Genomic DNA, 22228 nt, shown 5'->3' on the forward strand with positions numbered 1-22228 from the left:
GGCCGCGGCTGTCAATCCCGTCGCGGGCGCTATGCCGTCGCACAAAACGGCTATGGCGTCGACTACCCCGCGTCGATATTCTTGCCGGATGACCGTCAGCCCGGACGTCGCGCCGTCGCCCACCGATCTCCTGGGATCGATGCTCGAATCCGTCGAACAATTGTCCGAGGAACTCGTCGCCCGCATCCTGTCGGTGGAGCACGGGTACGTGGAGGCGACGCTCCTGACCCCCGAGCAGCTGTACGCGGCGTGCGTCGACAATCTGAAGGCGATGCTCGGCAACCTGTCCGGCAGCGCCCCGATTCGGCTGGAGGCGGCGCGGGCGGCGGGGCAGCTGAAGGCCGAACAGGGTGTGCCGCTGGCGGCGCTGTTGCACGCGTTCCGGCTCGGCGGCCGCCTGATCTGGGACGAACTGATGAACCGTTCCGAGGGCCGCGCCACCAACGCCCTGCTCGAGATGGCCGCCCAGGTGTGGGCGCTCGTGGACGTCTACTCGGACAGCGCCGCGGAGGCGTACCGGGAGACCGCGGACCTGCGTGCCCGCGAGGACGCGGAGTCGCGTGGCCGGCTGATCAGAACGCTGTTCGGTGACCACGCGGCCAATCCGGCCGGCGCCGCCGACGCGCTCCGCACGTTCCGGATTCCGGAGAACAGCACGTTCGTCGTCGTGTCGGTGGAGGCGGCGGCCGCCCCGTCCGCCGCGGACATCGTGCAGTCGGACCTTCGCGGCGTCGGTGTCGATTCGGTGTGGGATTCGGAGGTCGACGGCCGGATCGGGCTGCTGTGGGCGGCCGGCGCCGAGTTGCTCGAGTCCGCCCTGGACGTTCTCGGCCGCACCGGTCAAGGCCGGATCGGGGTCAGCTCGGCGTTCGGACGCCCCGGCGGAACCAGCCACGCCGTGGAGCAGGCGCGGTTCGCCCGCCGGTGTGCCGGACACGGGGGCGGCCCGATCACCCGTTACGAGTCGGTGCCCGTGTCGCTGCTGCTGGTCAGCGTTCCCGACGCCGGGAAGCTCGCGTCGAGCCAGATCCTCGGACCGGTGCTCGCTCTGCCCGCCGAGGAACAGGACAGCCTGCTCGCCACTCTCGACGCCTGGTTCTCGTGCCGCGGCTCCACCACGGCGGCGGCCACTCAACTGCACTACCACCGCAACACCGTCCTGTACCGGCTGCGCAGAATCCACACCCTCACCGGACGCGACTTCTCCGACCCCATCGACGCCGCCGAACTGTACGTCGGCCTGCGGGCGCATCAGCTGCTCGGACACTGAGCCGGCTTCGGCGATTCGGCACCCCGTGCCCGCCCGGGGGTCGACAATATGGTGAGTCGAGCAGTGGGGCAGGGCAATGGGATTCGTCATCGGATTTGCGCCGTGGATCGTCTATTGGATCCTGGTGGGCAACACCGGATTCGCCGCTGCGGTGGCGATCGCGTTCGGTATCGCGCTGGCCGGTCAGGTGCTGCAGCGGGTGCGGCGCGAGCCGTGGCGCACCCTCGAGGTGGGCACGGTGGCCGTCTTCGCGGTGCTGCTGCTCGCGGCGCTCACCCTGGACGACGCCGTCCTCGAACGGTGGCTGCAGCCGCTCGGCAACTTCGGGCTGTTCGCGATCGCGGCGGTGGGCGCCCTGATCGGCCGCCCCTTCGTTCGCGAATACGCGGAGGCCGGTGTCGACGCGCGGACCGCGGCGAGCGGCGGATTCCGCTACGTCACCACGGCGATGACGTGGATGTGGGTGGCGGCGTTCGGGTTGATGACGGTGTTCTCGCTGATTCCGCCGATCGTCGACGGCGACGCCACCATGCGCGACGCCGGCGACACCCTGTCCGTCGTCTGCTACTGGGTGCTGCCGTACACCCTCATGGGCGCCGCGGGTCTGGTGTCCGCGGTGTTCCCCGGCTGGTTCGAGTCGCGGTCGCAGTTGCTCGAGGCGCAGTCGTCGACCGACCCCGAGGTGGCGCCGCAGCCGACGCCGGCCGAGGATGTGTCGTCCGGTTCCCTCGTCCTCGACGTCCCTGCGGATTCGCGCCACGATCAGGAGTTCTCGCTGATCGTGCGCGGCGTCATCCCCGGTGCGCCGGTCACGGTCCGCACCACCGGGACCGACCTGTTCGGTGCGCAGTGGCGGTCGGAGGCCACGTTCACCGCCTCGGCCGACGGGGTGGTCGACGTCGCGGCGCACGGTCCGGACCACGGGGACTGGGACGTCGCGGACGGCGACGCACCACTGTGGGCCATGCGTTTCGTGTCGGAGGGCCGGGTACCCGACCTGTTCGTGCCCCCGCCCGACGCCTGGCTCGTCACCGTCGAGGCGACGTCACCGGACGGAATCGCACGCCGGACGGTGACGCGTCACGTGAGCGACCCCGGGGTGTCCGTTCGACCGCTGGACGTGGGTGGCCGGCCCGCGCTGCTGGCCTTGCCCGCCGGCGCCCCGCCACTCGGCGGCTGGCCGGCCGTCGCCTGCTTCGGCGGCTCGGAGGGCGGCGTCGACTCACAACGCTCCACCATCGGCATGCTGGCCGCCAACGGGTATGCCGCACTGGTTTATTCATGGGTGGACGAGTCGAACACCGAGGCGACGCTGGTGAGCATTCCGCTCGAGCGGTTCGCGGACGCGGTGGCGGCGTTGGGTGCGCAGGGGTCGGTGGACGCGAACCGGCTCACCGCGATGGCGATCTCGCGCGGCGCGGAAGGTCTGATGGCCGCGGCCTGCGCCTGCGACCTTCCCGTCGCCGGGCTGATCCTGGTCAGCCCGAGTTCGGTGTCCTGGCAGGCGATCGGACCCGACGGGGAGATCGCCGACACCCCGTCGTGGACCCGGAACGGCCTGCCCGTGCCGTGGGCGCCGCTGCCGGGAGGTGAGTTGATGCCGCAGTTGATCGGCAACGCGTGGCGCGCGCACCGTGACATCGCCGCCCACCGGCCGAGCCTGCTGCGGCTCGGTGCCGCCTACCGTGCCGGTCTCGCCGCCGCACCCGCCGACGCGGCGCTGCGGTCCGAGGAGGCGACGCCGCCGCTGCTGTGCCTGACCGGCGCGGACGACCAGGTGTGGCCGTCGAGCGAGATGGCCACCGCGCTGCTCGACCGTCGATCCGCCGCCCGCGACGAGCACCGGACCTTCGACGGGGCCGGCCACCTCATCCGCCTCGGCATGTTTCCCGCCGACGCGCAGTGGACCGGCGGCATCGCGTTCGGGGGCGACGGGGCCGGACAGGGCCGGGCGCAACGGGAAGCGGTCCGCAGTGTGCTCGGCTTCCTCGCACGGGTCAGGGCAGGAGCGCGGGCGTGATGCGCGGCGAGAGGGACGACCACGGCCGGGGGGACCGCATCGTCGGCTCCATCGTCGACATGGCCGGGGTCTCCCGCGCGAAGGTGCTGCCGATCGCCAGATTGACGTCGTTCGTCGAATCCGGTGCGGGCGCCTCACCGAGTTGGAGCGTGTTCTGCATCGACGACCACCTCGCGTTCACGCCGGCGTTCTCCGTCGTGGGCGATCTTCGGCTCCGCATCGTCAGCGACGACGTGCGCGATCTGGGCAACGGCACACACTGGGCGCCGGCGTGCCTTACCGAGCAGGACGGGACGCCGTCGCTCGCCTGCACCCGCGGCGCGTTACGACGGGTGACGGAGCGGTTGGCGTCGTCCGACTTGACTGCGCGCGTGGGTCACGAGATCGAGTTCACTCTTTTCGAGGGAGTGGCCGTCGACGAGTGGGCGGCGTACGGGCTCAATGCCGTTCTCGCACAGGAAGAATTCCTCGGTCGACTGCTCGCGGCCGCCACGACGGCCGAACTCCCGATCGAACAGGTCCACGCAGAGGCGGGCCTCAACCAGTTCGAGGTGTCGCTCGCCCCCGCCGATCCCGTCCGGGCGGCTGACGACGCGGTGCTGGCCCGCGCACTGATCAGCCGGGTCGCGCGAGCCCTCGGCCTGCGGGCGTCGTTCTCGCCCATGCCCGTTGCAGGTGGTTCGGGTAACGGCGCTCATCAGCACGTGTCGTTCGCCGAAGGCGGCCGGCCGCTGCTGTCGGGAGGTCCGGGTCCGCACGGACTGACCGAGGCGGGCGGCGCGGCCGTCGCGGGGATTCTGCGGGCGCTGCCCGACGCCACCGCTGTCCTCGCCGGGTCGGCGCTCTCGCACCTGCGGCTGCGCCCGGGAATGTGGTCCGGCGCGTACCGGTGCTGGGGTCTGGAGAACCGAGAGGCCGCTGTCCGCCTCTGCGCGGACACCGCCGGCAACCCGCACGGCGCAAACCTCGAGATCAAGTCCTTCGACCCGTCCGCAAATCCCTATCTCGGCACCGCCGCCATCCTCGGCGCCGCCCACGACGGAATTCTCGGTGCGCGCCCCCTCCCGGACGAGGTGTCGGTCAATCCGGCCGAACTGACCGGGGCGGACGCCGTCGACCTGCTCCCCACGTTGCCGTCCGACGTGCTCGGAGCGCTTCGGGCGTCGGCGCTCGCGCAGGACCTGTTCGGCCCCGCGATCGTGGAGGCGCTCCTAGCGGTCAAGGAGTACGAGCACTCCCGGTACCGGGACGAGCCGGTCGACGAGGTCGCGCAGCGCTTCCGGTTCGCGTGGACGCCGTAGTCAGTGCCGGATCATCGCCAGCGCCGTGCGCAGCCCGCGCCGCTTTCCGGTGGCCGGGTCGACACCGAACACTTCCTTCATCCCACCCCGGATACGGAACCGCAGTTCCGACGCCGTCTCCGGTGCATCGTCCGCGGACGCCGACAGGAAGCGGTTGGGCAGGGCCAACTTGAGGATGGTCCGGAGGGTCAGTCCGTACTGGTGAGGGAGTGAACCCGTCGTGTACGGGAGGTCGTACTTGTCGCATAGTTCCCGCATCTTCACCCCGATCTCGGCGTAACGGTTACTCGGCAGGTCAGGGAAGGCGTGATGCTCGATCTGGTAGCAGAGGTTGCCGCTCATGAACGCCAGCACCGGCCCGGCGTGAAAGTTGGCGGAACCCAGCATCTGACGCAGATACCACTCGGCCTTCGTCTCCCGCTCGTATTCTTCCTTGGTGAACTTCTCGGCGCCGTCCGGGAAGTGTCCGCAGAAGATGACACCGTATGCCCACAGATTCCGGATCACGTTGGCGGTGACGTTGGCCGTCAGGGTGGACTTCCAGGCCGGTCCGGTGAGCGCCGGGAACACCACGTAGTCCTTGCCGACCTGCCGCGCGATCTTGCGTCCCACCTCCTTGGCGTTGCGGAGTGTCTCGGCGCGGTCGTAGTCGCCGCGCCGGATGCTCGCCACGTCCAGGTGGTGCAGCGCGACACCCCACTCGAACAGCAACGCCAGCAGCACGTTGTAGAACGGTTGCGCCAGATACACCGGCGACCATTTCTGGTCCCGGGTCATGCGCAGGATCCCGTACCCGACGTCGCTGTCGAGGCCGACGATGTTGGTGAACTTGTGGTGCACGTAGTTGTGCGAGTGCTTCCACCCGGAGGACGGGCACGTGTTGTCCCATTCCCAGTTCGACGAGTGGATCTCCGGGTCGTTCATCCAATCCCATTGGCCGTGAATGACGTTGTGACCGAGTTCCATGTTCTCGATGATCTTCGCCGCGCCCATCAGCGCGGTACCCAGAAGCCAGGCCGGTCTCTTCCGGCTGCCGAACAGCACGACCCTGCCCGCAATCGCCAGCGACCGCTGCAGCTTGATCGTCCGGTCGATGTACCGGGCGTCGCGGGCGCCGCGGGACTCCTCGATGTCTGCGCGGATCGCATCGAGTTCCGCACCCAGCGCCTCCACATCCGCCTCGGTGAGGTGGCTGTACTCCTTGATATCGGTGATGGCCATCTCGTGTCGTTACCCGGTTCGCGCCGATTCCAATCCGAGTATCCGTCCAACTGGGTCGTGGTCACACGTCCGTGCGAGGCCGTCCGCTATTCTCTCCACCGTCGCCGAGCGTGGTCGGTGACCCGGTCCGGGGGTGGGCCGCGGGGCGGATATCAGGGGGAAAGTCGATGTCGGTGGGCGATATGACGTGGCCGGAAAGTGTCATCGGAGCCATGGACGGAACCGGTGCGGCGCAGCCTCCGCTGGCGAGCGTCCCCGGGTTGCCGCCGGTGCTCGGCGGCCCGGAGGTCGCGGTCGTCAAGGTCGACCCCGACATGTTGCGTGCGATGGCCGGTGCGCTCGGGGCTGTCGCCCGTGAGGTCGAGGCGCTGGGCGGCCGGCGGAGCTTCGACCACGCCGGCCGGGCCGTCGAGGGATCCGACACCGCTGCCGCATGCCAGGATGCCGGCGACGTTCTCGCATCCGCGCTCGGGGTCGCCGCGAGCCGCATCGACGAGATGGCGTACATCGCGGGAGACGGCGCCGAGAATTACGACGTCACCGACACGTCGTTCGCTGCACAGCTGTCGGCGATGGGGGAGATGTGATTCCGCGTCGGTCGCAGCTGCACGTCTGGAACCCGCGGAACCTCACCTCGGCAGGTGAAGAGATCGGTCGGACCGCCGAAGACACGCGCAGCCGGGCGGAGGACGTCTATCGGGTTGTCGCCGATCTCGGTGGGCACGACGACTGGCGCGGCCCCGCGCAGGCGGCCGCCGAGCAGCGAGCGAATACCGAGCGCACCGAAATCCGCCGGCTCGCAGACGATCTGGAGGACCTGTCGCACGCGCTCGTGGGTGGCGCTGATCGCCTCGGTCATGCGCGGGACTACGTCGCCACCGTGATCGACAAGGCGGCCACCGACGGATTCACCGTGTCCGACGACTGGCAACTCGTCAGTCAGCCGACGACGAGTGAGGCCGAGGCCGCCGAGCACGCCGACCTGATGGAGTTCTGGCGCAGCCAACTCGATGGGGCGCTGACGGAACTCGGCAATGCCGATCGGGACATGGCGACGGCGATCCGGGACGCGCTGGGGGCCGTGGCGGCCAGTGCCCCCGCGTCGAAAGGCCTGTCGGGGCATGAGGGCACCACGCTGGGCGAGCAGGTCGCGCGCAGCGGATCCGACATTCCGCAGGAAGTCCGTGACCGTGTTGCACGGGAGATCGTGGCCGCGGGGCTCATTCCCGAACAGGTGAAGACCCTGGCAGACGGCGGCAAGGTCACCGATGTGCCGCAGGGAACGATCGACTTCCTCCAGCAGTTCTACACCGCGGCCGGTAAGGACGGCTTCCTGGCGCTGTCGGAGCAGTACAGCGAGAACGGACGCACCGAAGCCGCCAGCGCGCTGTCCAACGGTCTCGCCGTCGTGTCGAACTACAACGTCGGTAGTGCGGCCGGGGACGTCGGCGGCCGGAGCCACATCCCGGAAAGCCTTCGTGGGTTGTTCGAGGGGCCGGTGACGTCGACCGGCAACCTCACAAAGGGCGCGCAGGACTCCCCGCAGCAGTCGATGGTCGTCAACAACGGCCACGATCTGGCACGATTCACCAAGGCATTCGGACTCGCGGACCCTGCCGTCCAGCAGGGCAGCGAGCTGAGCGAGAACCTCCTCTCCCGCGCCGGCGAGATCGCGTCGGCCACCAACGACAAGAGTCTGCTGATCGGCGACTCCTTCGACCACAACGTTCTGCGCCGCGACGGCGTCGACGCTCTCCTGCAGGACATGGTCGGCGTCGGTGGCCGCGACCATGTCGCCGTCCACAACATCCTGTCCGGCGAGGGAATGCCGGCCGACTACAACCGCGACGACGCCATCATGCCTCTGCTCCAGCGTGATTGGGCCGACGGCGGCGAACAGAAGGTCGCGGGGATGTTCGACTGGATCGCCGACGACGCCAGACCCACCGATCCCTCCGATCCCGGAGAACTGTTCCGGTCGAGACAAGCCGGCGAATCGGCATTCGGCCTCGCCCAGATCCTGGCAGCCAAAGACGCCGAACTGCTCGATATCCCGGGAGCGAACGGCCATGCAATTGGGGAAGTGAACCCCCACATCACCCAGGCATTAAGCAAATCCCTCGCACCCTACATCGGCAATATGGTGGGGGTTCCCGGTGACTTCGCGGGTACTTCGGGTTTCGCCAGTCCCACCGGCGGAGAATTCGGGCTGGAGAACGCGCCCCGCCTCTTCTCGGTGATCGACTCCAACGCCGATGCGGCAAGCTACTTCAACGCGCAAGCATTCGGAATGTCGGCGCAGCTGGAGCAGGCTTGGGCGCTCGAAGGTCGAACTGTCGAGGTCTCGCACGACCAGTACGGATGGTGGGCAGGCAGTATCCAGGGGGTGGTGGATAGAGGTTTCGACCTAGAGTTCGCTGACCGATCAGGGGACGAATCCTCACTGAATTCATCGGGGTTCGAGAACAAAGGCATTGCGTACGACACCATTAGAACGGTCGTAAGTAAGGGGGTCGAGTTCATTCCGGGTGCAGGTCCGATTATCGCCAGTGGGATTGACCTTGCGGACCCGGCGTTCAAGAGCGCGGTGATGGGGGCTGTGCCCGACAACACTGCACAATCGAATACTCAATTCGCTGACGACGCGCACCTCGCCAAGCAGTACTACCAGATCGCGTTAGGTCTACAGGCGGCGAATGGCGGAGTGCTGGGTCCTTACGATGGACTGGAGGAATTTCGAGATGGGGAAAACGGTCCTTTGCTGCCGTATGACGAGATCGCGGGAGACCGCCCCGCTTCCGCTCTCCCAATACTTGGGGCAAACCTTTCGAGCTACATAATCGACTCCGGGTACACGGGATTGGGCGAGTTCATCGATCAGATGAACGCAGGGCGCGAGTTTGCTCAGAATGCGACTGGCGGCCAGTGAATCGACATTCCGGTGCGATTGTCGCCGCGGCGCTCTTGCTGCTAGCAGGGTGTAGGTCGAGTGCTGCGGAATCCCCAGCGGCCGTGTCGGCTGTGACTTATTCTGTGCCCGAGAGCGTGGGTTACAACTATCGGTGGTCAGCCGACCCGGGCATCGATCTGTCCAGCCGGCAGGCGACAGTTGTACGCGCCTATATGGAGTCCTACTACCTTGCGATCAACAGCAGCGCACTTTCGGCCACGTACCCGGGTTTTGCCGAGGCGGTTCCCCAAAAGAAGAGAGCCGACTTCGATAACCCCATAGACCCGACCGACCGGAGATATGTCGGCACCCAGTTTCAACATCTGATGTGGATGACGCCGACTGAGCATGGCTGGTTCGCCACGGTGTGCACGGGCGACTACTCGGTGATGGAAGTGGGCGAAGACGGGAAGTTTTACAACGTGGGATCGAAGTACGTGAACGCGGAGACGGTGGATTTGATCGCACCGAATGACCAGTCCGCGACTTCGGCAGAATCATCCGGTTCGGAACGTGCGCCCACTATCGATGTGTTCGGTGGTTGGACGTTGGCTGATCACGCGAAAGGCGCGCGTGATCAGAACGCATACACGGAGTGCGACTCGCGCATGCCTGATGCCAGGGATGCGCGACCGCAGAAGTCGAACCTCCCGCACGACACCCCCTACCCGACGCTGGCTCCGTATCCGGGCTGGCCGCGTTATGACGAGAACTGACGGCGGTCGTCCTGCCATCGGTGGAAGGGCGCTGTCACCGCGGTCCTCGTCCGGTCATATCCTCGACTACAGTCTCGTGCCGGGGGCTGTAGCGAATGATCGGACGGTTGGTAGTGGACAGCAAATGTGATGTCGTTTATGCGGACGACCTGGTGGTCGGCGGGAAGTTCGCGCTGGGTTCGTACACGGTGACGGAGCAGGAAGTGGTCGAGTTCGCGGGGCAGTGGGATCCGCAGTCGTTCCACATCGACCGTGAATCTGCAGATGACGGCTATTTCGGTGGGCTCATCGCGAGTGGTGTGCACACCATCGCGGTGTGTCAGCGACTGTCCGCGTTGACGCTGTACGCGGGGTGGAGCGTCATCGCCGGGAAGCAGATGCGCGATGTGAACTTCCTGCGGCCGGTGCGGCCGGGTGATGTGCTCACCGGAAACCTGGTGGTCGAGGATGTGGTTCCGGACGATCGCGGACGAGCCCTGGTGACTGTTGCGGCGGAGATTCTCAACGGATCGGGTAAGCAGGTCCTGACGTCGGTGACCGAGATGTACATGCGCTGCCGGCCCGAAACCGACTGATCGTCGAATTTCTTCAACGAACACTCTCGTCGAGGATTGTTTTCCGGGTTTCTGGGTATCGCCCCGAGAGGCCATGTAACCAACGGAGGCAATTATGAGAATGGGTAGGAGAGTGGCCGCGGTGGCAGTATTCGCGGCTTCGATCGGATTGGGAGCGTCCGGTGTCGCCTGGGGTGGCACTCTCGACTCGGCGGTACCGGTGCGCAGGCCGGATGTGGTCCAACCGATGCCACCGGGGTTCCCGCAGAACGGACCGATCGGGTGCGACGACTGGGCGGAACCCTACGAGAACAATGTGCCGCAATGGGGCACCGACCCGTACAACCAATTCGACAACTGGTGCGACGGCCCCGACGACGGCATTTCCTCGCAGCCGGCCAACAATCAGGGCCGGACGGTCAACCCCTGATTCGCCGGTGATTATTCGCACGACGCAGGGGGCCGTGGTGCGGCTCGATCGTGATCTGAAACCGACTGTTCGACAGATTTCGCGTCAGTCCGTGGTCAGTGCGCCCTGGAAGTTCTCCTCCCGGGCGCGCTGATCATCGTCCGTCGGGCGGTTCGTGCAGGCCGAATGCGGATCCCTGATCGTCGTGGCACAGTTTGAACTTTCCGAATTTCGCCACCGACTCCGGGTCTCCGCCCAAATCCACGGCGTCGACGGTGCCGCCCAGTGCCAGCACTTGCTCGACGGCGGCCGCGAGGTCGGGCACCCGGAAGAAGACGTAGGGGCTGGCTCCTTCGTCGCCGCCGTGGATGCCGCCCGGGACGTTCGGTGTGTTGATCGCGTACCCCGACCCGCCGGGCCCGGATTCGAATTCCCAGCCGAACAAGGCTGAGTAGAACTTCCGGCCCTGTTCGGTGTTGGCTACACCCAATTCGAAGAACGACAGTTCGCCCGACATGAGCACTCCTCCGTCGACAGTGTCCACGTGACGCTACGCCGAGTTTCCGTCGGGCATGAGCGAGTGGGCGAACCAGCTGAGCGTGAACGCAATTCGCAGGTGAGCGGCGCGGAGTGCCGGGGTACGCATCGCCACTCACGGGGCCTGCGTCAGGCCGCCAGCTCGTCGGCGATCTCGATGTCGATTTCCTGTTCGGTCATTCCGCCGAAGAGGTGGTTGGTGAACATGTCGGCTCGGTTCTGTGGTGGGCTGTCGGTCCCGTCGCGGTCGGACTCGCCTGTCCGACCTATGGGGTGTATCGGCATCAGACGCTCCGCCGTTTCACACCGCACGTGACTGGGCAAGCGTGTTCGGACGCGCGCTCCCACTCGCGTAGCGCTTAGGCTCGACCCGACCGTTCGTGTCCCGGAACAGGAGATGAGACGAGATGCCCGCAACCTTCGTTCTGCTGCCCGGCGCCGGCTCGGACTCGTGGTATTGGCATCGCGTCACACCGCTCCTCGAGGAGAGTGGGCACTCGGTGATCGCCGTCGACCTGCCGTACGGCGACGACGCGGCGGGGCAGTACGAGTTCGCCGACGTCGTCGTCGATGCCGCCGAGGATGTCGAGGGGGCGATCGTGCTGGTCGCGCAGTCCATGTCCGCGTTCACCGCGGCGATCGTGTGTCAACGCGGCGAGGTCGACGTCGACCTCCTGGTTCTGGTGGCGCCCATGCTGCCGGCGCCGGGGGAGGCGCCCGGGCAGTGGTGGGCGACCACCGGTCAGCCGGACGCGAAACGCGCACTCGATGTGCGGGAGGGTCGCGACCCCGACGCCCCCGACGACCTGCGGTCGCTGTTCTTCCACGACGTTCCCGCGGCCGTAACCGAGCAGGCGTTCAGTAAGGAGGCGCCGGTGGTGTCGGATACCCCGTTCGAGACGGTGTGGCAGGCGGACGCGTGGCCGCACGTGAAGACGCGTGTCGTCGCCGGCAGTCGCGACCGACTGTTTCCGCTCGACTTCATGCAGCGGATCGTCCGGGAGCGGCTGGGTATCGTGCCGGAGGTCATCGATGCGGGACATCTCGCGGCCCTCGCGCGACCCGACGAACTCGCTGCCATGCTGGAGCGCTACGCGGCCGAACTGTAGGACAGGTGAGTGGCAATGCGTGCTGGAGGGCGCAATGCCACTCACGGTGGGCACATCCGTCGAGAGAAAGAGCAGTAGATGGCGTTGTCGGTGTCAGGCGAGTTCGAGATCGAAGCACCCCCGGAGCGGGTGATGGCCGCTTTGGTGGAGGTCGAACGCATTCCCGAGTGGTCGGCGGTGCACAAGAAGGTCGTGGTGGAGTCGCGGTTCGACGACGGACGTCCCCGCACCGTGCGGATGACGCTTGCCGTCCTCGGTGTCTCCGACGTTCAGCTGGCCGAGCACAAGTGGATCGGGGACGAACACATGTCGTGGACGCTTCTCGAGAGCGAGAAGCAGAAGTGCCAGGAGGGGGAGTACCGACTGACCCCCACCGCCCGCGGGACGCTGGTGTCCCTGACGATGTCGGTGGAGCCGAAGGTGTGGGTGCCGAAGTCCGTGCTGCGGCAGGGGCAGAAGCAGGCCGTCCGGCTGATCCGCAAGGGCTTCACCAAGTTCGTTCTGGAGAACTACGTCTGACCCCGCACTACCCGAACAACGTCGCGAGGTCCTCGTTGACCCGGTCTCGATCGAACGAGGTCGGATCGAGTTGCTGACCGGGGCGAAGACCGAGCCATTCCCGGATCTCCGCGTGCTCCTCGTGTCGTGGATCGGCGCTGGCGTCGATCTTGGCTGCCCAGCCCCACGGCCCGCCGGAATCCTCGTACGGCGCCATGTTGCCTCCGTCGAGGCAGAGCGCGCCGGCGAAGTCAGGATGGGGGTCGTCGACGGATTCGACGACGATGTGATGGATCCAGTCGTCACCGAAGTCGTACAGGTAGGTGAGATGGTCGCCGACGGAGCTGAGCAGCAACCCGATGGGGACCTCCTCCTCCGGAACGGCCGGGCCTTCCACGTCGCGGTGCGCGATGTCGTCGGCGGGGATGAAAACTCCGCCGCCCGAGTACGCCGGTCCGACGGAGAACTCGTGGAGATGAGAGTCCTCCCACCCGAACGCGGACTGGATGATGTCATGGAGAGCGGCGAGCGGCAGCGTGGCGTCGAGTCGAATGCGACGCCAGATGGGAATGTGTGTGCCTTCCAACGAGATACGCAGTGTGACCTGCGAATCCACCACGTCGGGCAGTGCGTACTCGGTTTCCGGACTCGCGAGCTGGACGGCACGCAGGACGGCGGGCTGCAGCGCGGCCGGAACGCGGTAGGCGTCATCCTTGGTCAGCCACTTCTGCTCCACCAGCGTCTCCAATCGGTCGTGGATGAATTCATCCATGATCGATTGTTCGTCGTCGAGTGGCGCGTCTTCCGACGGGGCGAGGGACGGCTCCGGTGTCATTCCCGCCAGAATCACCTGCATCACCACGACATCGGTCAGTTGCGTGAGGTCGTCCGGATGATCGTGCGTCGAGACGAGTTGGCTGCGAACGAATTCGGTGACGGCGGCACGTATCAACGGCAGCGCCCCGGTCGTGCGGTCGGCGAACAGTTCCGCGTTCGGTCCACGGGCGGCGCGCGTGGAGTTGACGGTAATGAGACCGACCTCTTCGGCGGTTTCCCAATATGACATCATGTCGGGCACCTCACGCATCGAGCGGATTTTCCCGACCCGCGGAATGCCCACCGAGCCGACGTCGAGATCGATTCCCAGCGCGTCAGCGAGAGCGGGAACCGAGACGGGCTTGGGCACCTTGGTGGAGGTGACGGGCTTACTCGTGCCGACCCAGTCGACAAGTGCGGCGAGTGCTGTGATCGCGGGAAGGGCGAGCAGTGCGCGAAGTTCGTCTTCTTCGTCCACGGTGGGAAGCGGGATGTCGTCCGGAAAGAGGACGGGTGGCTCCGGCTCGACGAATTCGAGGAGGTCCTCGATGCAATGCGTGAAGTCCTCCTCGGTGCCGGTCCACAGCCGATTCTCGTCGAGAAAGTTCAGGAACGTCAGGGTTGAGGCGACGATTGTCATGGCGACGTCGTCCATGTTGTCGGAATCTTGCGCGACGAGTTCGTCGGCGGCCTCGAGCAGGGTATGCGCGTCCGCCGGGAGCCAGCCGGTGGCACGGAAACCGGGGCGGGCGTGCGCGAGGTTCGTGAGTGTCGACTCGACGAGGTGCCCGTAGGCTTCCGCATCCTCGGTGAGATCGCCGCCGTGCAGCCACTGCACGAAGCTGTCGATGAGCGCCTGGTCGACGGCGGGAGTGGGAAACAGTGGTGACACGGTGGAGCGGTTCCGTCGTTGGCGTGCCTTCTGCTTTGCCGCACGCTTCTGGCCCGGATTGCTCCTGCGGTTCGATCCCATGGCGAGATCGTAACGCCCGCAGAGCTCAGGTAGTCGGGGCTGAGTGATCGGACAGCCCGGCGGCTCGATCGCAGCGGCGTTAGGCTGACCAGCGGCAGAAATTGTGAGTGAGGAAACAGATGACGGTCGACCAGAGCAGCCCCACCACACTTCGGCGACTGTCGATGCGGTTGGCCGAGATTCGCGACGACACGGACGACGACAAGCTGTCGGCCGGCTTCCTCCTCGTCGCGACGATCGTCGCGTTGGTGTGGGCCAACATCGGTCATTCGTACGAGTCGTTCTGGCACACGCCGGTGACGATCCAGATCGGCGATTACGTGGTCAGCCTCGACCTGAAGCACTGGGTCAACGACGGGTTGATGACGCTGTTCTTCTTCGTGGTGGGGTTGGAGGTGAAACGCGAGCTGACGATCGGCGAACTCACCGACCGTGCCCGCGCCGCCGTCCCGCTTCTCGCCGCAATCGCGGGTCTGGCGCTGCCCGCAGCGCTGTTCCTCGTCCTCAACCCCACCGGGGAGGAGGCGAGCGCATGGGGCGTCGTCGTCTCGACCGACACCGCGTTCGTGCTGGGGGCGCTCGCGCTGGTCGGGCCCCGATGCCCCGCCCGGTTGCGCTTGTTCATCCTGACCCTCGCCGTCGCCGACGACATCGGCGCCCTCGCGATCATCGCGTTCTTCTACACCGACAACCTGCGGCTCGGGCCCCTGCTCCTCGGGTGTGTGGGGCTGCTGCTGATCATGCAGTTGCGCAAGCTCGAGGTGTGGCGGGGCGTCGCCTACTTCGTGGTCGCGGCGGCCACCTGGGTGGCGTTCTACGAATCCGGCGTCCACCCCACCCTCGTCGGTGTGCTGATCGCGCTGATCCTGCCGGTGTATCCGCCGCGGCGCAGTGAGGTGGAGCGGGCCGGGGAACTCACGCGCGCGTTCCGGCAGTCACCCAACTCCGAATACGCCCGCGCCGCACAGCTCGGGGTGCTGCGGGCGGTGTCCGTCAACGAGCGCCTGCTGCGCTTCTACCAGCCGTACACCGCGTTCCTCGTCGTCCCGATCTTCGCGCTCGCCAACGCGGGTGTGGTCATCACCGGGCAGACCCTCGCGGACGCGGCCCGGTCGTCGCTGGCGTGGGGCATCGTCCTCGGCCTGGTGGTCGGCAAGCTCGTCGGCATCACCGCGGCCACCGCCGTCTTCTCGAAGCTGCGGCCGGGAAGCCTGCCACCCGGGCTGACGCTCTCGCAGATCACCGGCGGCAGCGCGCTGGCCGGCATCGGCTTCACCATCTCCCTCTTCATCGTCGACCTCGCCATCGACTCTCCCGAGCTGGCCAACGAGGCCCGGGTCGGCGTCCTGACGGCGGCCGTCATCGCGACGGTGCTCGGCTGGGCGCTTTTCCGGCTGTCGGACTGGCGGTACCCGCCGACGAAGGCGCCCGGGCTCACCCTCCTGCGGCCCGTCACCCTCACCCGCGATCACGTGCGCGGCCCGGCCGATGCGCCGCTTACCCTCGTCGAGTACGGCGACTTCGAATGCCCGTTCTGCAGCAAGGCCACCGGCAGCATTCGGGACGTGCGAGCGCATTTCGGTGACGAACTGCGCTACGTCTTCCGGCATCTGCCCCTCGACGACGTGCACCCGCACGCCCGGTTCGCCGCCCAGGCCAGCGAGGCGGCGGCCGCGCAGGGTCGGTTCTGGGAGATGCACGACCACCTGTTCGCCAACAGCGACGCCCTTTCCGAAGACGAGATCTTCGGGTACGCGGCCGAGCTGGGGCTCGACACGGACCGGTTCGAGGAAGACATCCGCAAGGGCGAATACCTCCACCGCGTCGACGACGACGAACTCGACGCCGAGTCGAGCGACTTCCGCGGGACCCCGACGTTCTACCTCGGCGCGACGGGCACCGACCTCGTCCGGCACAGCGGCCCCTACGACGCCGCGACCCTCATCGGACAGCTCGAGCAGGCCCGCGGCGCCGACGCCCGGCCGTGATCAGCTACGCGACTCCTTCACCGCCTGGACGGCGTCGGGGGTGACCGGGTCGACGCTGTCGGCGAAGTCGTCGTGCTTCTTCAGGTAGCCGGCGACGAACGGGCAGATCGGAACGATCCGCTTCCCGCTGCGGACGGTCTCGTCGAGCGCGCGGTGGATCAGGGCGCTGGCGAGGCCGCGACCCGCGAACTGGTCACCGATCTCGGTGTGGAAGAAGATGCGCTGGTCGCCGCGGTCGAGGTACTCGGTGAGCCCGGCGCGCTCTCCGTCGACGTGGATTTCGAAGCGGTGGTGGTCGGGGGCGTCCCGCACGTCGGGAGCGGAGCCTGCGGTCGTGTCTTCGGATGTCATGAACCCACTATGCCGCCCGGCGAACCGGGTGTTCCCGGCGGGCGAGGTGGTGGATGATCGAAGGGGGCCGGGAACCGAGAGGGGACGCGACCGAGATGACCGATTACGGCAGAACCCTCCAGTTCGGCGTGTTCGTCACCCCGACGGTGGAGTTGCTGGGCAACACCTTCGAACTCGCCGCACTCGCCGACGAGACCGGGCTCGATTTCGTCGCCGTTCAGGATCACCCGTACCAGGCGAAGTTCCTCGACTCCTTCTCGCTGATGGGCACCCTGCTGGCCCGGACGGAGCGGGTGCGCGTGTTTCCCGACGTCGCGTGCCTGCCGCTGCGCCCGCCCGCGGTGATGGCGAAGGCCGCGGCCAGCCTCGACGTGATGTCGGGCGGCCGGTTCGAACTGGCGCTGGGCGCGGGCGCCTTCTGGGAGGCGATCGGGGCGATGGGCGGCGACGTCCGCACACCCGGGCAGGCGGCGACGGCGGTGGAGGAGGCGGTCGAGGTGATCCGCCTGATGTGGTCGGGTGAGCGTGCCGTCCGATCGGAGGGCGAGTATTACCGACTCGACGGCGTGCATCCCGGGCCGGTTCCGGCGCATCCGATGGGGATCTGGCTCGGTGTCGGCGGGCCGCGGTTGCTGCGTGCGCTGGGTCGTTCCGCCGACGGATGGGTTCCGTCGAGCTCCTACTTCCCGCCGGAGGTCCTGCCCGGCATGCACGCGAAGATCGATGCGGGCGCCGCAGACGCCGGCCGTGATCCGAGTTCGATCGTCCGCGCCTACAACATCTTCGGGCGGGTGGGCGACACTCCGTCGGACACGCTGTTCGAGGGAACCGCCGAGCAGTGGGTGAGCCAACTGACGGACCTCGCGGTGGAGACGGGCATGGACACGTTCGTCTTCGGCACCGACGGCGACGACCCCGCGCAGGTCAGGAAATTCGCGACCGACGTCGCACCGGCCGTGCGGGCCGCCGTCGACGCGTGCCGCGGCGTCGGCACCCCCGCGTGAGCGACCGCGCGGGTCAGTTGCCGTGCTTCTCCTTCTCGTTGTCCTTGGTCTTGTTGTTCCCATTCCCGTTGTTGCCATTGCCGTTTCCCGGACGCGGTTTCGGGGCGTTCGTCGAAGGTGCGTTCGGCGGCGGGACGGGTGCAACAGGGTTTATCTCGACGGCGCTGCTCGGGGCAGACACGGGGGCCGGCGGCGGACTGACGGTGGTGGTGCCCGGGCCGGGACCGACGGTTCCGTCCCGATTCTGCGCCGCGATGGCCAGCGCTCCGACGACGACCGCGACCAGCAGTGCGGCAATGGCGGCGATGATCAGCCCGGTCCGCCGGCGGGGTCGCACAGGCTCGGGCGGTAACTCGTGGACGGACGTGGTGGCCGTGAAGGCCCTCGTCGGGGGTGGGACGGCGCCGGACGCGCCGAGGACGGCGTCCCGCATGGCGTGCGCGTCGACGTAGCGTTCCCGCGGATCGCGCGCCATCGCCCGTTCGATGGTGTGCACGAGGCCCGGGTCGGCGTCCGGACGCATTTCGTGGAGGGGCCGGGCCGCGCCGTCGATGATCGCCCGGGCGAGCGAGAGGATGTTGTCGCCCGCGAACGGCCGCTGCCCGGTGACGGCCTCGTAGCCGACGACCCCAACCGCGTAGAGGTCGTCGGAGGGGGTGGCGGGTTTGCCGGTGATGCGATCCGGACTGAGGTACGCGACCGTGCCCAGGACCTGCCCGGTCGCGGTGTGATCGGAATCGGCGCTCTTCGCGATGCCGAAGTCGGTGACCTTCACCGCGCCGGTGGCGGTGAACAGCACGTTTCCCGGTTTGATGTCGCGGTGCAGGATGCCGGCGTGGTGGGCGGCGCCGACCGCGGCGAGCACGTCCGCGAGGATCGACCGCACTCGCCCGTCCGGGAGCGGACCGCCGGCGATCTCGTCGGCCAGGGTGTGGCCGGGCAGGCGTTCCATCACGATGTACGCCACGCCGGCGTCCTCGCCGCAGTCGTGGACGGCGACCACGTTCGGGTGGTTCAGCGTGGCGGCCAGCCGGGCCTCGGCCTCGAACCGCCGACGGGTGTCGGGGACGGACGCGAGTTCCGGGCGCAGCACCTTGACCGCGACCGGCCGCTCGAGGCGAAGGTCCCAGCCGTCGTGGACGTCGGCCATCCCGCCCCGGCCCAGCACTCCTCGCAACTGGTACCGACCTGCGAGAACTGCGGACACGGGCATGCGTTCACGCTATCGTCACCACTTGTGCCGGACACCGCTGCCTCCCGCCTAACATGACGCCATGACCGCTTCGGGTAAACGCCGACATCTGTCCGTCGTCCCCGACGTGCCGACGATCGTCCGGCCGTCGGCGAGGCGGGGCCGACGCGACGTCGCGAGTTATCACCTGCGCATCGAACTCGACGAGGTGACGCCGCCGATCTGGCGTCAGTTCGTGGTGCCGTCGAACCTGTTCCTGCACGAGCTGCATCCGATCGTGCAGACGGTGATGGGCTGGCAGGACAGTCACCTGCATTCATGGGTCGGCGGCGAGCCGCCCGCCTCGGAGCGCTACGAGATGCGCGAGAGCATCGACGAGGGATTCGCCGACGAGGACGACGAGCTGTGCGAGGACGCGGTGCGGCTCGACCAGGTACTGGCCGAGCCCGGCGAGCTGCTGTCCTATCTGTACGACTTCGGGGACGGCTGGGACCACACGATCGTCCTCGAGCGGATCGACGCCGACGGGTCTGCGCCGACGGTCACCTGCGTTGCCGGTGCCCGCGCCTGCCCACCCGAGGACTGCGGCGGACCGGGCGGGTACGCCGATCTGCTGAAGGTCCTGGCCACTCCGTCGCACCCCGGTCACCACGACGCCGGGGCGTGGGTGGGGCCCGGCTTCGCGCCCGAATCGTTCGGCGTCGACGTCGTGAACCGTAACCTCCGGTTGGAGGCCGTGATCCGTGAGCATGGCCCGGTGACCGATTCGAAGTTCGCGGACTTGCTGCGCCGGATCCCGCATCAGGCTGCACCGCATGTCTTTTCGCTCCTCGAGCACGCCGGGCTCACCGACCGACGGGTCGGCATCGAGGCGGCCCAGGACCTGGCGACGCGGCATCTGCGGTGGTTCCTGCAGCGCATCGGACCCGACGGCATCACCCTGACCCAGGCAGGCTATCTGCCACCAGCCGTGGTATCGGAGATGCGGCACGAACTACCGGGATTCGACGAGTGGCCCGCCAGCAGCAACCGTGAGACGGACCAACGACCGGTCCACCTGCTCCGCGAATACGCCAAGACCCTCGGCCTGGTCCGCAAATACAAGGGAAAGCTGGTCCGGACCAATCTCGGAAGTTCGATGGCGAACGACGTCTTCAAGATGTGGTGCCATCTGCTCGAGCGCCTGCCGCTCGGCACCGACCAGGTCGAGCGGGAGGCCGGATACCTCGTGCTCCTCACCCTCGCCGCCGGCACGTCCTCGGACGAACGCCGGGACGTGGTCGCCGAAGGGCTCGCAGCCCTCGGCTGGCAGACGAGCGACGGCACCATCGTCGGCCGGGAAGAACTCTTCTGGATCGCCCGCCCCACGATCACGTTCCTCGAACTGATCGGCGCCATGGTCGAGGGTTACCGGCAACGCGACCAGCCCATGGACCCCCAGTGGGGCCGCCTCTTCGCGCAGATGGTGCTGTCGATGTAGGTCGGTCGCTCGGAAGTCGGTGCCCGTCGCTCGAAAGTTCTGCGGGACAGAAGAATTCAACATTTTCCGCCACCGAGTGCCACTCGGATCGCGTCATTCGCGTGATCGACACACTGCGATGCAGAACGCTTTCGGTCCACATCTGTCGGAACCTTCTGCTTTGATACGACTCATGGGAGAGGCGCCCGACGCTCCCCGGCGTGGTCGCGAGCATGGGAAGGTGATGGCGATGGTCGATTCCACCGAGTTGCCCGAAGTTTCGTGGGCAGGAATGGTCGAGTGGTTGACGGGGTCGCTGGTCGATCAACCCGTTGCGCTCATCGTCGAGATCGGCCCGAACAGCTACATCAGTGAGGACGACGACGAAGAAGTCGTCTGCGCGCAGATTCAGGTGCTGGCCGACGGTGTGCTGATGCTTCGTCGTTCACGTGTCGAGCTCGGGCACCTGCTGCTCGCCGATTATTCCTCCGAGAACCTGCCACTCGACCGGTGGCAGTTCGACGGCCACTTCGAAGACTGCACGGACGGCTACCTCTTCAGTCGGGACGTCAACCTCATCGCGAACACGTGCGTGGCCTGGTTCCGGGACAACTGGGGCACCCGGTCCACCAGCGAACTCGGATGTTCGTACCGCTTTCCCGACGAGTTGCTGCCGCCGCCGGACTCCACCGAGGTAACGTGAAGCCTTCGCCTTTCGCGGAGTCACCATCGGAGGCGGGACGGTTCGCCGGCTGGTGCGCGGCGATTTGCCGGTGGTCGGCCCGTCGATTCCGGCACACTGGCTTCATGAGCACACCGCCGCGTCGCCGGTGGGTGCTGCATGTCGATCTCGACCAGTTCATCGCCGCGGTCGAGGTGCTACGGCACCCTGAACTGCAGGGACGTCCGGTCGTCGTGGGCGGTCGCGGGGATCCCACCGAGCGTGCGGTGGTATCGACCGCGTCGTACGAGGCGCGTGAATTCGGTGTCGGTTCCGGCATGCCGATGCGAATCGCGGCCCGGAAGATCCCCGACGCCGTATTCCTGCCCGTCGACGCCGAGACCTACACCGAGGTATCGGGCGTCGTGATGGACACGTTGCGGAAGCTGGACGTCGTCGTCGAGGTGATGGGCTGGGACGAGGCGTTTCTCGGTGTCGAGACCGACAACCCGGAGGCCTTCGCGCGAGGCGTCCACGACGCCGTCCTCGAGGCGACCGGGCTGCACTGCTCAGTCGGCATCGGCGACAACAAGTTACGCGCCAAGATCGCGACGGACTTCGGCAAACCGCAGGGCGTCTACCGGCTGACGGAGGAGAACTGGTTCGACGTCATGGGGGAGCGCCCCACCGACGCGCTGTGGGGGATCGGCAAGAAGACGGCGAAGAAGCTTGCCGCGCTGGGCATCAGCACCGGGCGGGAGTTGGCGGACGCGTCGGATCAGGAGTTGGCCGCGACCCTCGGCCCGACCATGGGTCCGTGGTACGCGCGGATCGGTCGGGGCATCGATCACTCGCCGGTGTCCGCCGAACCGTGGGTGGCGCGGTCGCACAGCCGGGAGACGACGTTCCAGCAGAACCTCGCCGGCAGGGAGGCTGTCACCGAGGAGATCCGACGCCTCGCCGCCCGGGTCAGGGAAGACATCCTCGCGGAGAATCGGAAGGCGGTGCGGGTGGCGTTGAAGGTGCGCTATGCCCCGTTCGACACCCACACGACGAGCAAGCCGCTACCCGAGCCGACATTCGATCCGGACGTGATCGCCGACGCGGCAGCAGCTTTGGTCGACAGGCTCGACCACGAGCGCGAGGTGCGACTCCTCGGCGTGCGGTTGGAGATGACTCCACCCATGTGAGCGGCAAAG

General features: G+C 67.4%; 22 protein-coding genes. 15 read left to right on the forward strand and 7 right to left on the reverse strand.

Going from position 1 to position 22228, the window contains the following annotated elements; translation table 11 throughout:
- The first annotated feature begins 88 nt into the window (after positions 1 to 88).
- The 3 genes from H0B43_RS28120 to H0B43_RS28130 all read left to right on the forward strand — a co-directional run bounded on the left by H0B43_RS28120 (position 89) and on the right by H0B43_RS28130 (position 4591).
- Positions 89 to 1270, forward strand: coding sequence for a CdaR family transcriptional regulator (locus H0B43_RS28120; RefSeq protein ID WP_185724927.1), 1182 nt, complete (start codon positions 89 to 91; stop codon positions 1268 to 1270).
- Positions 1271 to 1346: 76 nt separating this feature from the next.
- Positions 1347 to 3290: an acyl-CoA thioesterase/bile acid-CoA:amino acid N-acyltransferase family protein gene (locus H0B43_RS28125; RefSeq protein ID WP_185724926.1), complete on the forward strand. Its 1944-nt coding sequence runs from the start codon at positions 1347 to 1349 to the stop codon at positions 3288 to 3290.
- On the forward strand, positions 3290 to 4591 hold the full coding sequence (locus H0B43_RS28130) for a glutamine synthetase family protein (protein WP_185724925.1): 1302 nt from the start codon (positions 3290 to 3292) through the stop codon (positions 4589 to 4591). Before H0B43_RS28125 ends, H0B43_RS28130 begins: the two co-directional genes overlap by 1 nt.
- On the opposite strand, the gene H0B43_RS28135 is transcribed toward H0B43_RS28130, so the two are convergent.
- Entirely contained in the window at positions 4592 to 5812 is a 1221-nt protein-coding gene (locus H0B43_RS28135) for a fatty acid desaturase (protein WP_185724924.1), read from the reverse strand.
- 182 nt (positions 5813 to 5994) lie between these two features.
- Here H0B43_RS28135 and H0B43_RS28140 point away from each other — a divergent pair, with 182 nt between their 5' ends.
- On the forward strand, positions 5995 to 6399 hold the full coding sequence (locus H0B43_RS28140) for a hypothetical protein (RefSeq protein ID WP_185729771.1): 405 nt from the start codon (positions 5995 to 5997) through the stop codon (positions 6397 to 6399).
- On the opposite strand, the gene H0B43_RS41855 is transcribed toward H0B43_RS28140, so the two are convergent.
- Positions 6342 to 6671, reverse strand: a complete 330-nt coding sequence (locus tag H0B43_RS41855; protein WP_252190297.1) for a hypothetical protein — start codon at positions 6669 to 6671, stop codon at positions 6342 to 6344. The genes H0B43_RS28140 and H0B43_RS41855 overlap by 58 nt on opposite strands.
- Positions 6672 to 6692: 21 nt before the next feature.
- Here H0B43_RS41855 and H0B43_RS28145 point away from each other — a divergent pair, with 21 nt between their 5' ends.
- The 4 genes from H0B43_RS28145 to H0B43_RS28160 all read left to right on the forward strand — a co-directional run bounded on the left by H0B43_RS28145 (position 6693) and on the right by H0B43_RS28160 (position 10462).
- A complete protein-coding gene (locus tag H0B43_RS28145; protein ID WP_312033657.1) occupies positions 6693 to 8741 on the forward strand; it encodes a hypothetical protein in 2049 nt (682 codons plus the stop codon).
- 116 nt (positions 8742 to 8857) lie between these two features.
- Positions 8858 to 9478, forward strand: a complete 621-nt coding sequence (locus H0B43_RS28150) for a hypothetical protein (RefSeq protein ID WP_312037626.1) — start codon at positions 8858 to 8860, stop codon at positions 9476 to 9478.
- A 95-nt stretch (positions 9479 to 9573) separates the two neighbouring features.
- Entirely contained in the window at positions 9574 to 10053 is a 480-nt protein-coding gene (locus H0B43_RS28155; RefSeq protein WP_185724922.1) for a MaoC/PaaZ C-terminal domain-containing protein, read from the forward strand.
- Between the two features lie 94 nt (positions 10054 to 10147).
- Entirely contained in the window at positions 10148 to 10462 is a 315-nt protein-coding gene (locus tag H0B43_RS28160; RefSeq protein WP_185724921.1) for a hypothetical protein, read from the forward strand.
- 133 nt (positions 10463 to 10595) lie between these two features.
- Here the strand turns inward: H0B43_RS28160 and H0B43_RS28165 are convergent, their stop codons facing one another.
- Together H0B43_RS28165 and H0B43_RS28170 are read right to left on the reverse strand one after the other, a co-directional pair.
- On the reverse strand, positions 10596 to 10958 hold the full coding sequence (locus H0B43_RS28165; protein ID WP_185729769.1) for a VOC family protein: 363 nt from the start codon (positions 10956 to 10958) through the stop codon (positions 10596 to 10598).
- Positions 10959 to 11107: 149 nt separating this feature from the next.
- On the reverse strand, positions 11108 to 11263 hold the full coding sequence (locus H0B43_RS28170) for a hypothetical protein (protein ID WP_185724920.1): 156 nt from the start codon (positions 11261 to 11263) through the stop codon (positions 11108 to 11110).
- Between the two features lie 122 nt (positions 11264 to 11385).
- On the opposite strand from H0B43_RS28170, the gene H0B43_RS28175 reads away from it, so the two are divergent.
- Complete coding sequence (locus H0B43_RS28175; RefSeq protein ID WP_185724919.1) at positions 11386 to 12087, forward strand: alpha/beta fold hydrolase; 702 nt, start codon at positions 11386 to 11388, stop codon at positions 12085 to 12087.
- A gap of 78 nt (positions 12088 to 12165) precedes the next feature.
- Positions 12166 to 12606, forward strand: a complete 441-nt coding sequence (locus H0B43_RS28180) for an SRPBCC family protein (RefSeq protein ID WP_185724918.1) — start codon at positions 12166 to 12168, stop codon at positions 12604 to 12606.
- Positions 12607 to 12613: 7 nt separating this feature from the next.
- Here the strand turns inward: H0B43_RS28180 and H0B43_RS28185 are convergent, their stop codons facing one another.
- Entirely contained in the window at positions 12614 to 14374 is a 1761-nt protein-coding gene (locus H0B43_RS28185; protein ID WP_185724917.1) for a plasmid pRiA4b ORF-3 family protein, read from the reverse strand.
- 119 nt (positions 14375 to 14493) lie between these two features.
- Here H0B43_RS28185 and nhaA point away from each other — a divergent pair, with 119 nt between their 5' ends.
- A complete protein-coding gene (nhaA, locus tag H0B43_RS28190) occupies positions 14494 to 16362 on the forward strand; it encodes a Na+/H+ antiporter NhaA (RefSeq protein WP_185724916.1) in 1869 nt (622 codons plus the stop codon).
- On the opposite strand, the gene H0B43_RS28195 is transcribed toward nhaA, so the two are convergent.
- Complete coding sequence (locus H0B43_RS28195) at positions 16363 to 16713, reverse strand: GNAT family N-acetyltransferase (protein WP_185724915.1); 351 nt, start codon at positions 16711 to 16713, stop codon at positions 16363 to 16365. It lies immediately after the preceding gene.
- A gap of 95 nt (positions 16714 to 16808) precedes the next feature.
- Here H0B43_RS28195 and H0B43_RS28200 point away from each other — a divergent pair, with 95 nt between their 5' ends.
- A complete protein-coding gene (locus tag H0B43_RS28200) occupies positions 16809 to 17717 on the forward strand; it encodes an LLM class flavin-dependent oxidoreductase (RefSeq protein WP_185729768.1) in 909 nt (302 codons plus the stop codon).
- A 13-nt stretch (positions 17718 to 17730) separates the two neighbouring features.
- Here H0B43_RS28200 and H0B43_RS28205 read toward each other — a convergent pair whose 3' ends face one another.
- Positions 17731 to 18930, reverse strand: coding sequence for a serine/threonine-protein kinase (locus tag H0B43_RS28205; RefSeq protein WP_185724914.1), 1200 nt, complete (start codon positions 18928 to 18930; stop codon positions 17731 to 17733).
- 61 nt (positions 18931 to 18991) lie between these two features.
- Here H0B43_RS28205 and H0B43_RS28210 point away from each other — a divergent pair, with 61 nt between their 5' ends.
- The 3 genes from H0B43_RS28210 to H0B43_RS28220 all read left to right on the forward strand — a co-directional run bounded on the left by H0B43_RS28210 (position 18992) and on the right by H0B43_RS28220 (position 22219).
- On the forward strand, positions 18992 to 20389 hold the full coding sequence (locus tag H0B43_RS28210; protein WP_185724913.1) for a plasmid pRiA4b ORF-3 family protein: 1398 nt from the start codon (positions 18992 to 18994) through the stop codon (positions 20387 to 20389).
- Positions 20390 to 20618: 229 nt separating this feature from the next.
- Complete coding sequence (locus H0B43_RS28215) at positions 20619 to 21071, forward strand: hypothetical protein (protein WP_185724912.1); 453 nt, start codon at positions 20619 to 20621, stop codon at positions 21069 to 21071.
- Between the two features lie 104 nt (positions 21072 to 21175).
- On the forward strand, positions 21176 to 22219 hold the full coding sequence (locus H0B43_RS28220; protein ID WP_185724911.1) for a DNA polymerase IV: 1044 nt from the start codon (positions 21176 to 21178) through the stop codon (positions 22217 to 22219).
- Positions 22220 to 22228 lie beyond the last annotated feature (9 nt).

Origin of the sequence: Rhodococcus sp. 4CII (assembly GCF_014256275.1) — a bacterium.
In the GTDB taxonomy this organism is placed as follows: domain Bacteria; phylum Actinomycetota; class Actinomycetes; order Mycobacteriales; family Mycobacteriaceae; genus Rhodococcus_F; species Rhodococcus_F wratislaviensis_A.

Coding starts and splice junctions, on each gene's coding strand:
- H0B43_RS28200 (WP_185729768.1), top strand. CDS start 16,809: ATGACCGATTACGGCAGAACCCTCCAGTTCGGCGTGTTCGTCACCCCG.
- H0B43_RS28135 (WP_185724924.1), bottom strand. CDS start 5,812: ATGGCCATCACCGATATCAAGGAGTACAGCCACCTCACCGAGGCGGAT.
- H0B43_RS28155 (WP_185724922.1), top strand. CDS start 9,574: ATGATCGGACGGTTGGTAGTGGACAGCAAATGTGATGTCGTTTATGCG.
- H0B43_RS28165 (WP_185729769.1), bottom strand. CDS start 10,958: ATGTCGGGCGAACTGTCGTTCTTCGAATTGGGTGTAGCCAACACCGAA.
- H0B43_RS28120 (WP_185724927.1), top strand. CDS start 89: ATGACCGTCAGCCCGGACGTCGCGCCGTCGCCCACCGATCTCCTGGGA.
- H0B43_RS28125 (WP_185724926.1), top strand. CDS start 1,347: ATGGGATTCGTCATCGGATTTGCGCCGTGGATCGTCTATTGGATCCTG.
- H0B43_RS28170 (WP_185724920.1), bottom strand. CDS start 11,263: ATGCCGATACACCCCATAGGTCGGACAGGCGAGTCCGACCGCGACGGG.
- H0B43_RS28215 (WP_185724912.1), top strand. CDS start 20,619: ATGGTCGATTCCACCGAGTTGCCCGAAGTTTCGTGGGCAGGAATGGTC.
- H0B43_RS28130 (WP_185724925.1), top strand. CDS start 3,290: ATGCGCGGCGAGAGGGACGACCACGGCCGGGGGGACCGCATCGTCGGC.
- H0B43_RS28180 (WP_185724918.1), top strand. CDS start 12,166: ATGGCGTTGTCGGTGTCAGGCGAGTTCGAGATCGAAGCACCCCCGGAG.
- H0B43_RS28220 (WP_185724911.1), top strand. CDS start 21,176: ATGAGCACACCGCCGCGTCGCCGGTGGGTGCTGCATGTCGATCTCGAC.
- H0B43_RS28195 (WP_185724915.1), bottom strand. CDS start 16,713: ATGACATCCGAAGACACGACCGCAGGCTCCGCTCCCGACGTGCGGGAC.
- H0B43_RS28205 (WP_185724914.1), bottom strand. CDS start 18,930: ATGCCCGTGTCCGCAGTTCTCGCAGGTCGGTACCAGTTGCGAGGAGTG.
- H0B43_RS41855 (WP_252190297.1), bottom strand. CDS start 6,671: ATGACCGAGGCGATCAGCGCCACCCACGAGCGCGTGCGACAGGTCCTC.
- H0B43_RS28175 (WP_185724919.1), top strand. CDS start 11,386: ATGCCCGCAACCTTCGTTCTGCTGCCCGGCGCCGGCTCGGACTCGTGG.
- H0B43_RS28185 (WP_185724917.1), bottom strand. CDS start 14,374: ATGGGATCGAACCGCAGGAGCAATCCGGGCCAGAAGCGTGCGGCAAAG.
- H0B43_RS28140 (WP_185729771.1), top strand. CDS start 5,995: ATGACGTGGCCGGAAAGTGTCATCGGAGCCATGGACGGAACCGGTGCG.
- nhaA (WP_185724916.1), top strand. CDS start 14,494: ATGACGGTCGACCAGAGCAGCCCCACCACACTTCGGCGACTGTCGATG.
- H0B43_RS28160 (WP_185724921.1), top strand. CDS start 10,148: ATGAGAATGGGTAGGAGAGTGGCCGCGGTGGCAGTATTCGCGGCTTCG.
- H0B43_RS28210 (WP_185724913.1), top strand. CDS start 18,992: ATGACCGCTTCGGGTAAACGCCGACATCTGTCCGTCGTCCCCGACGTG.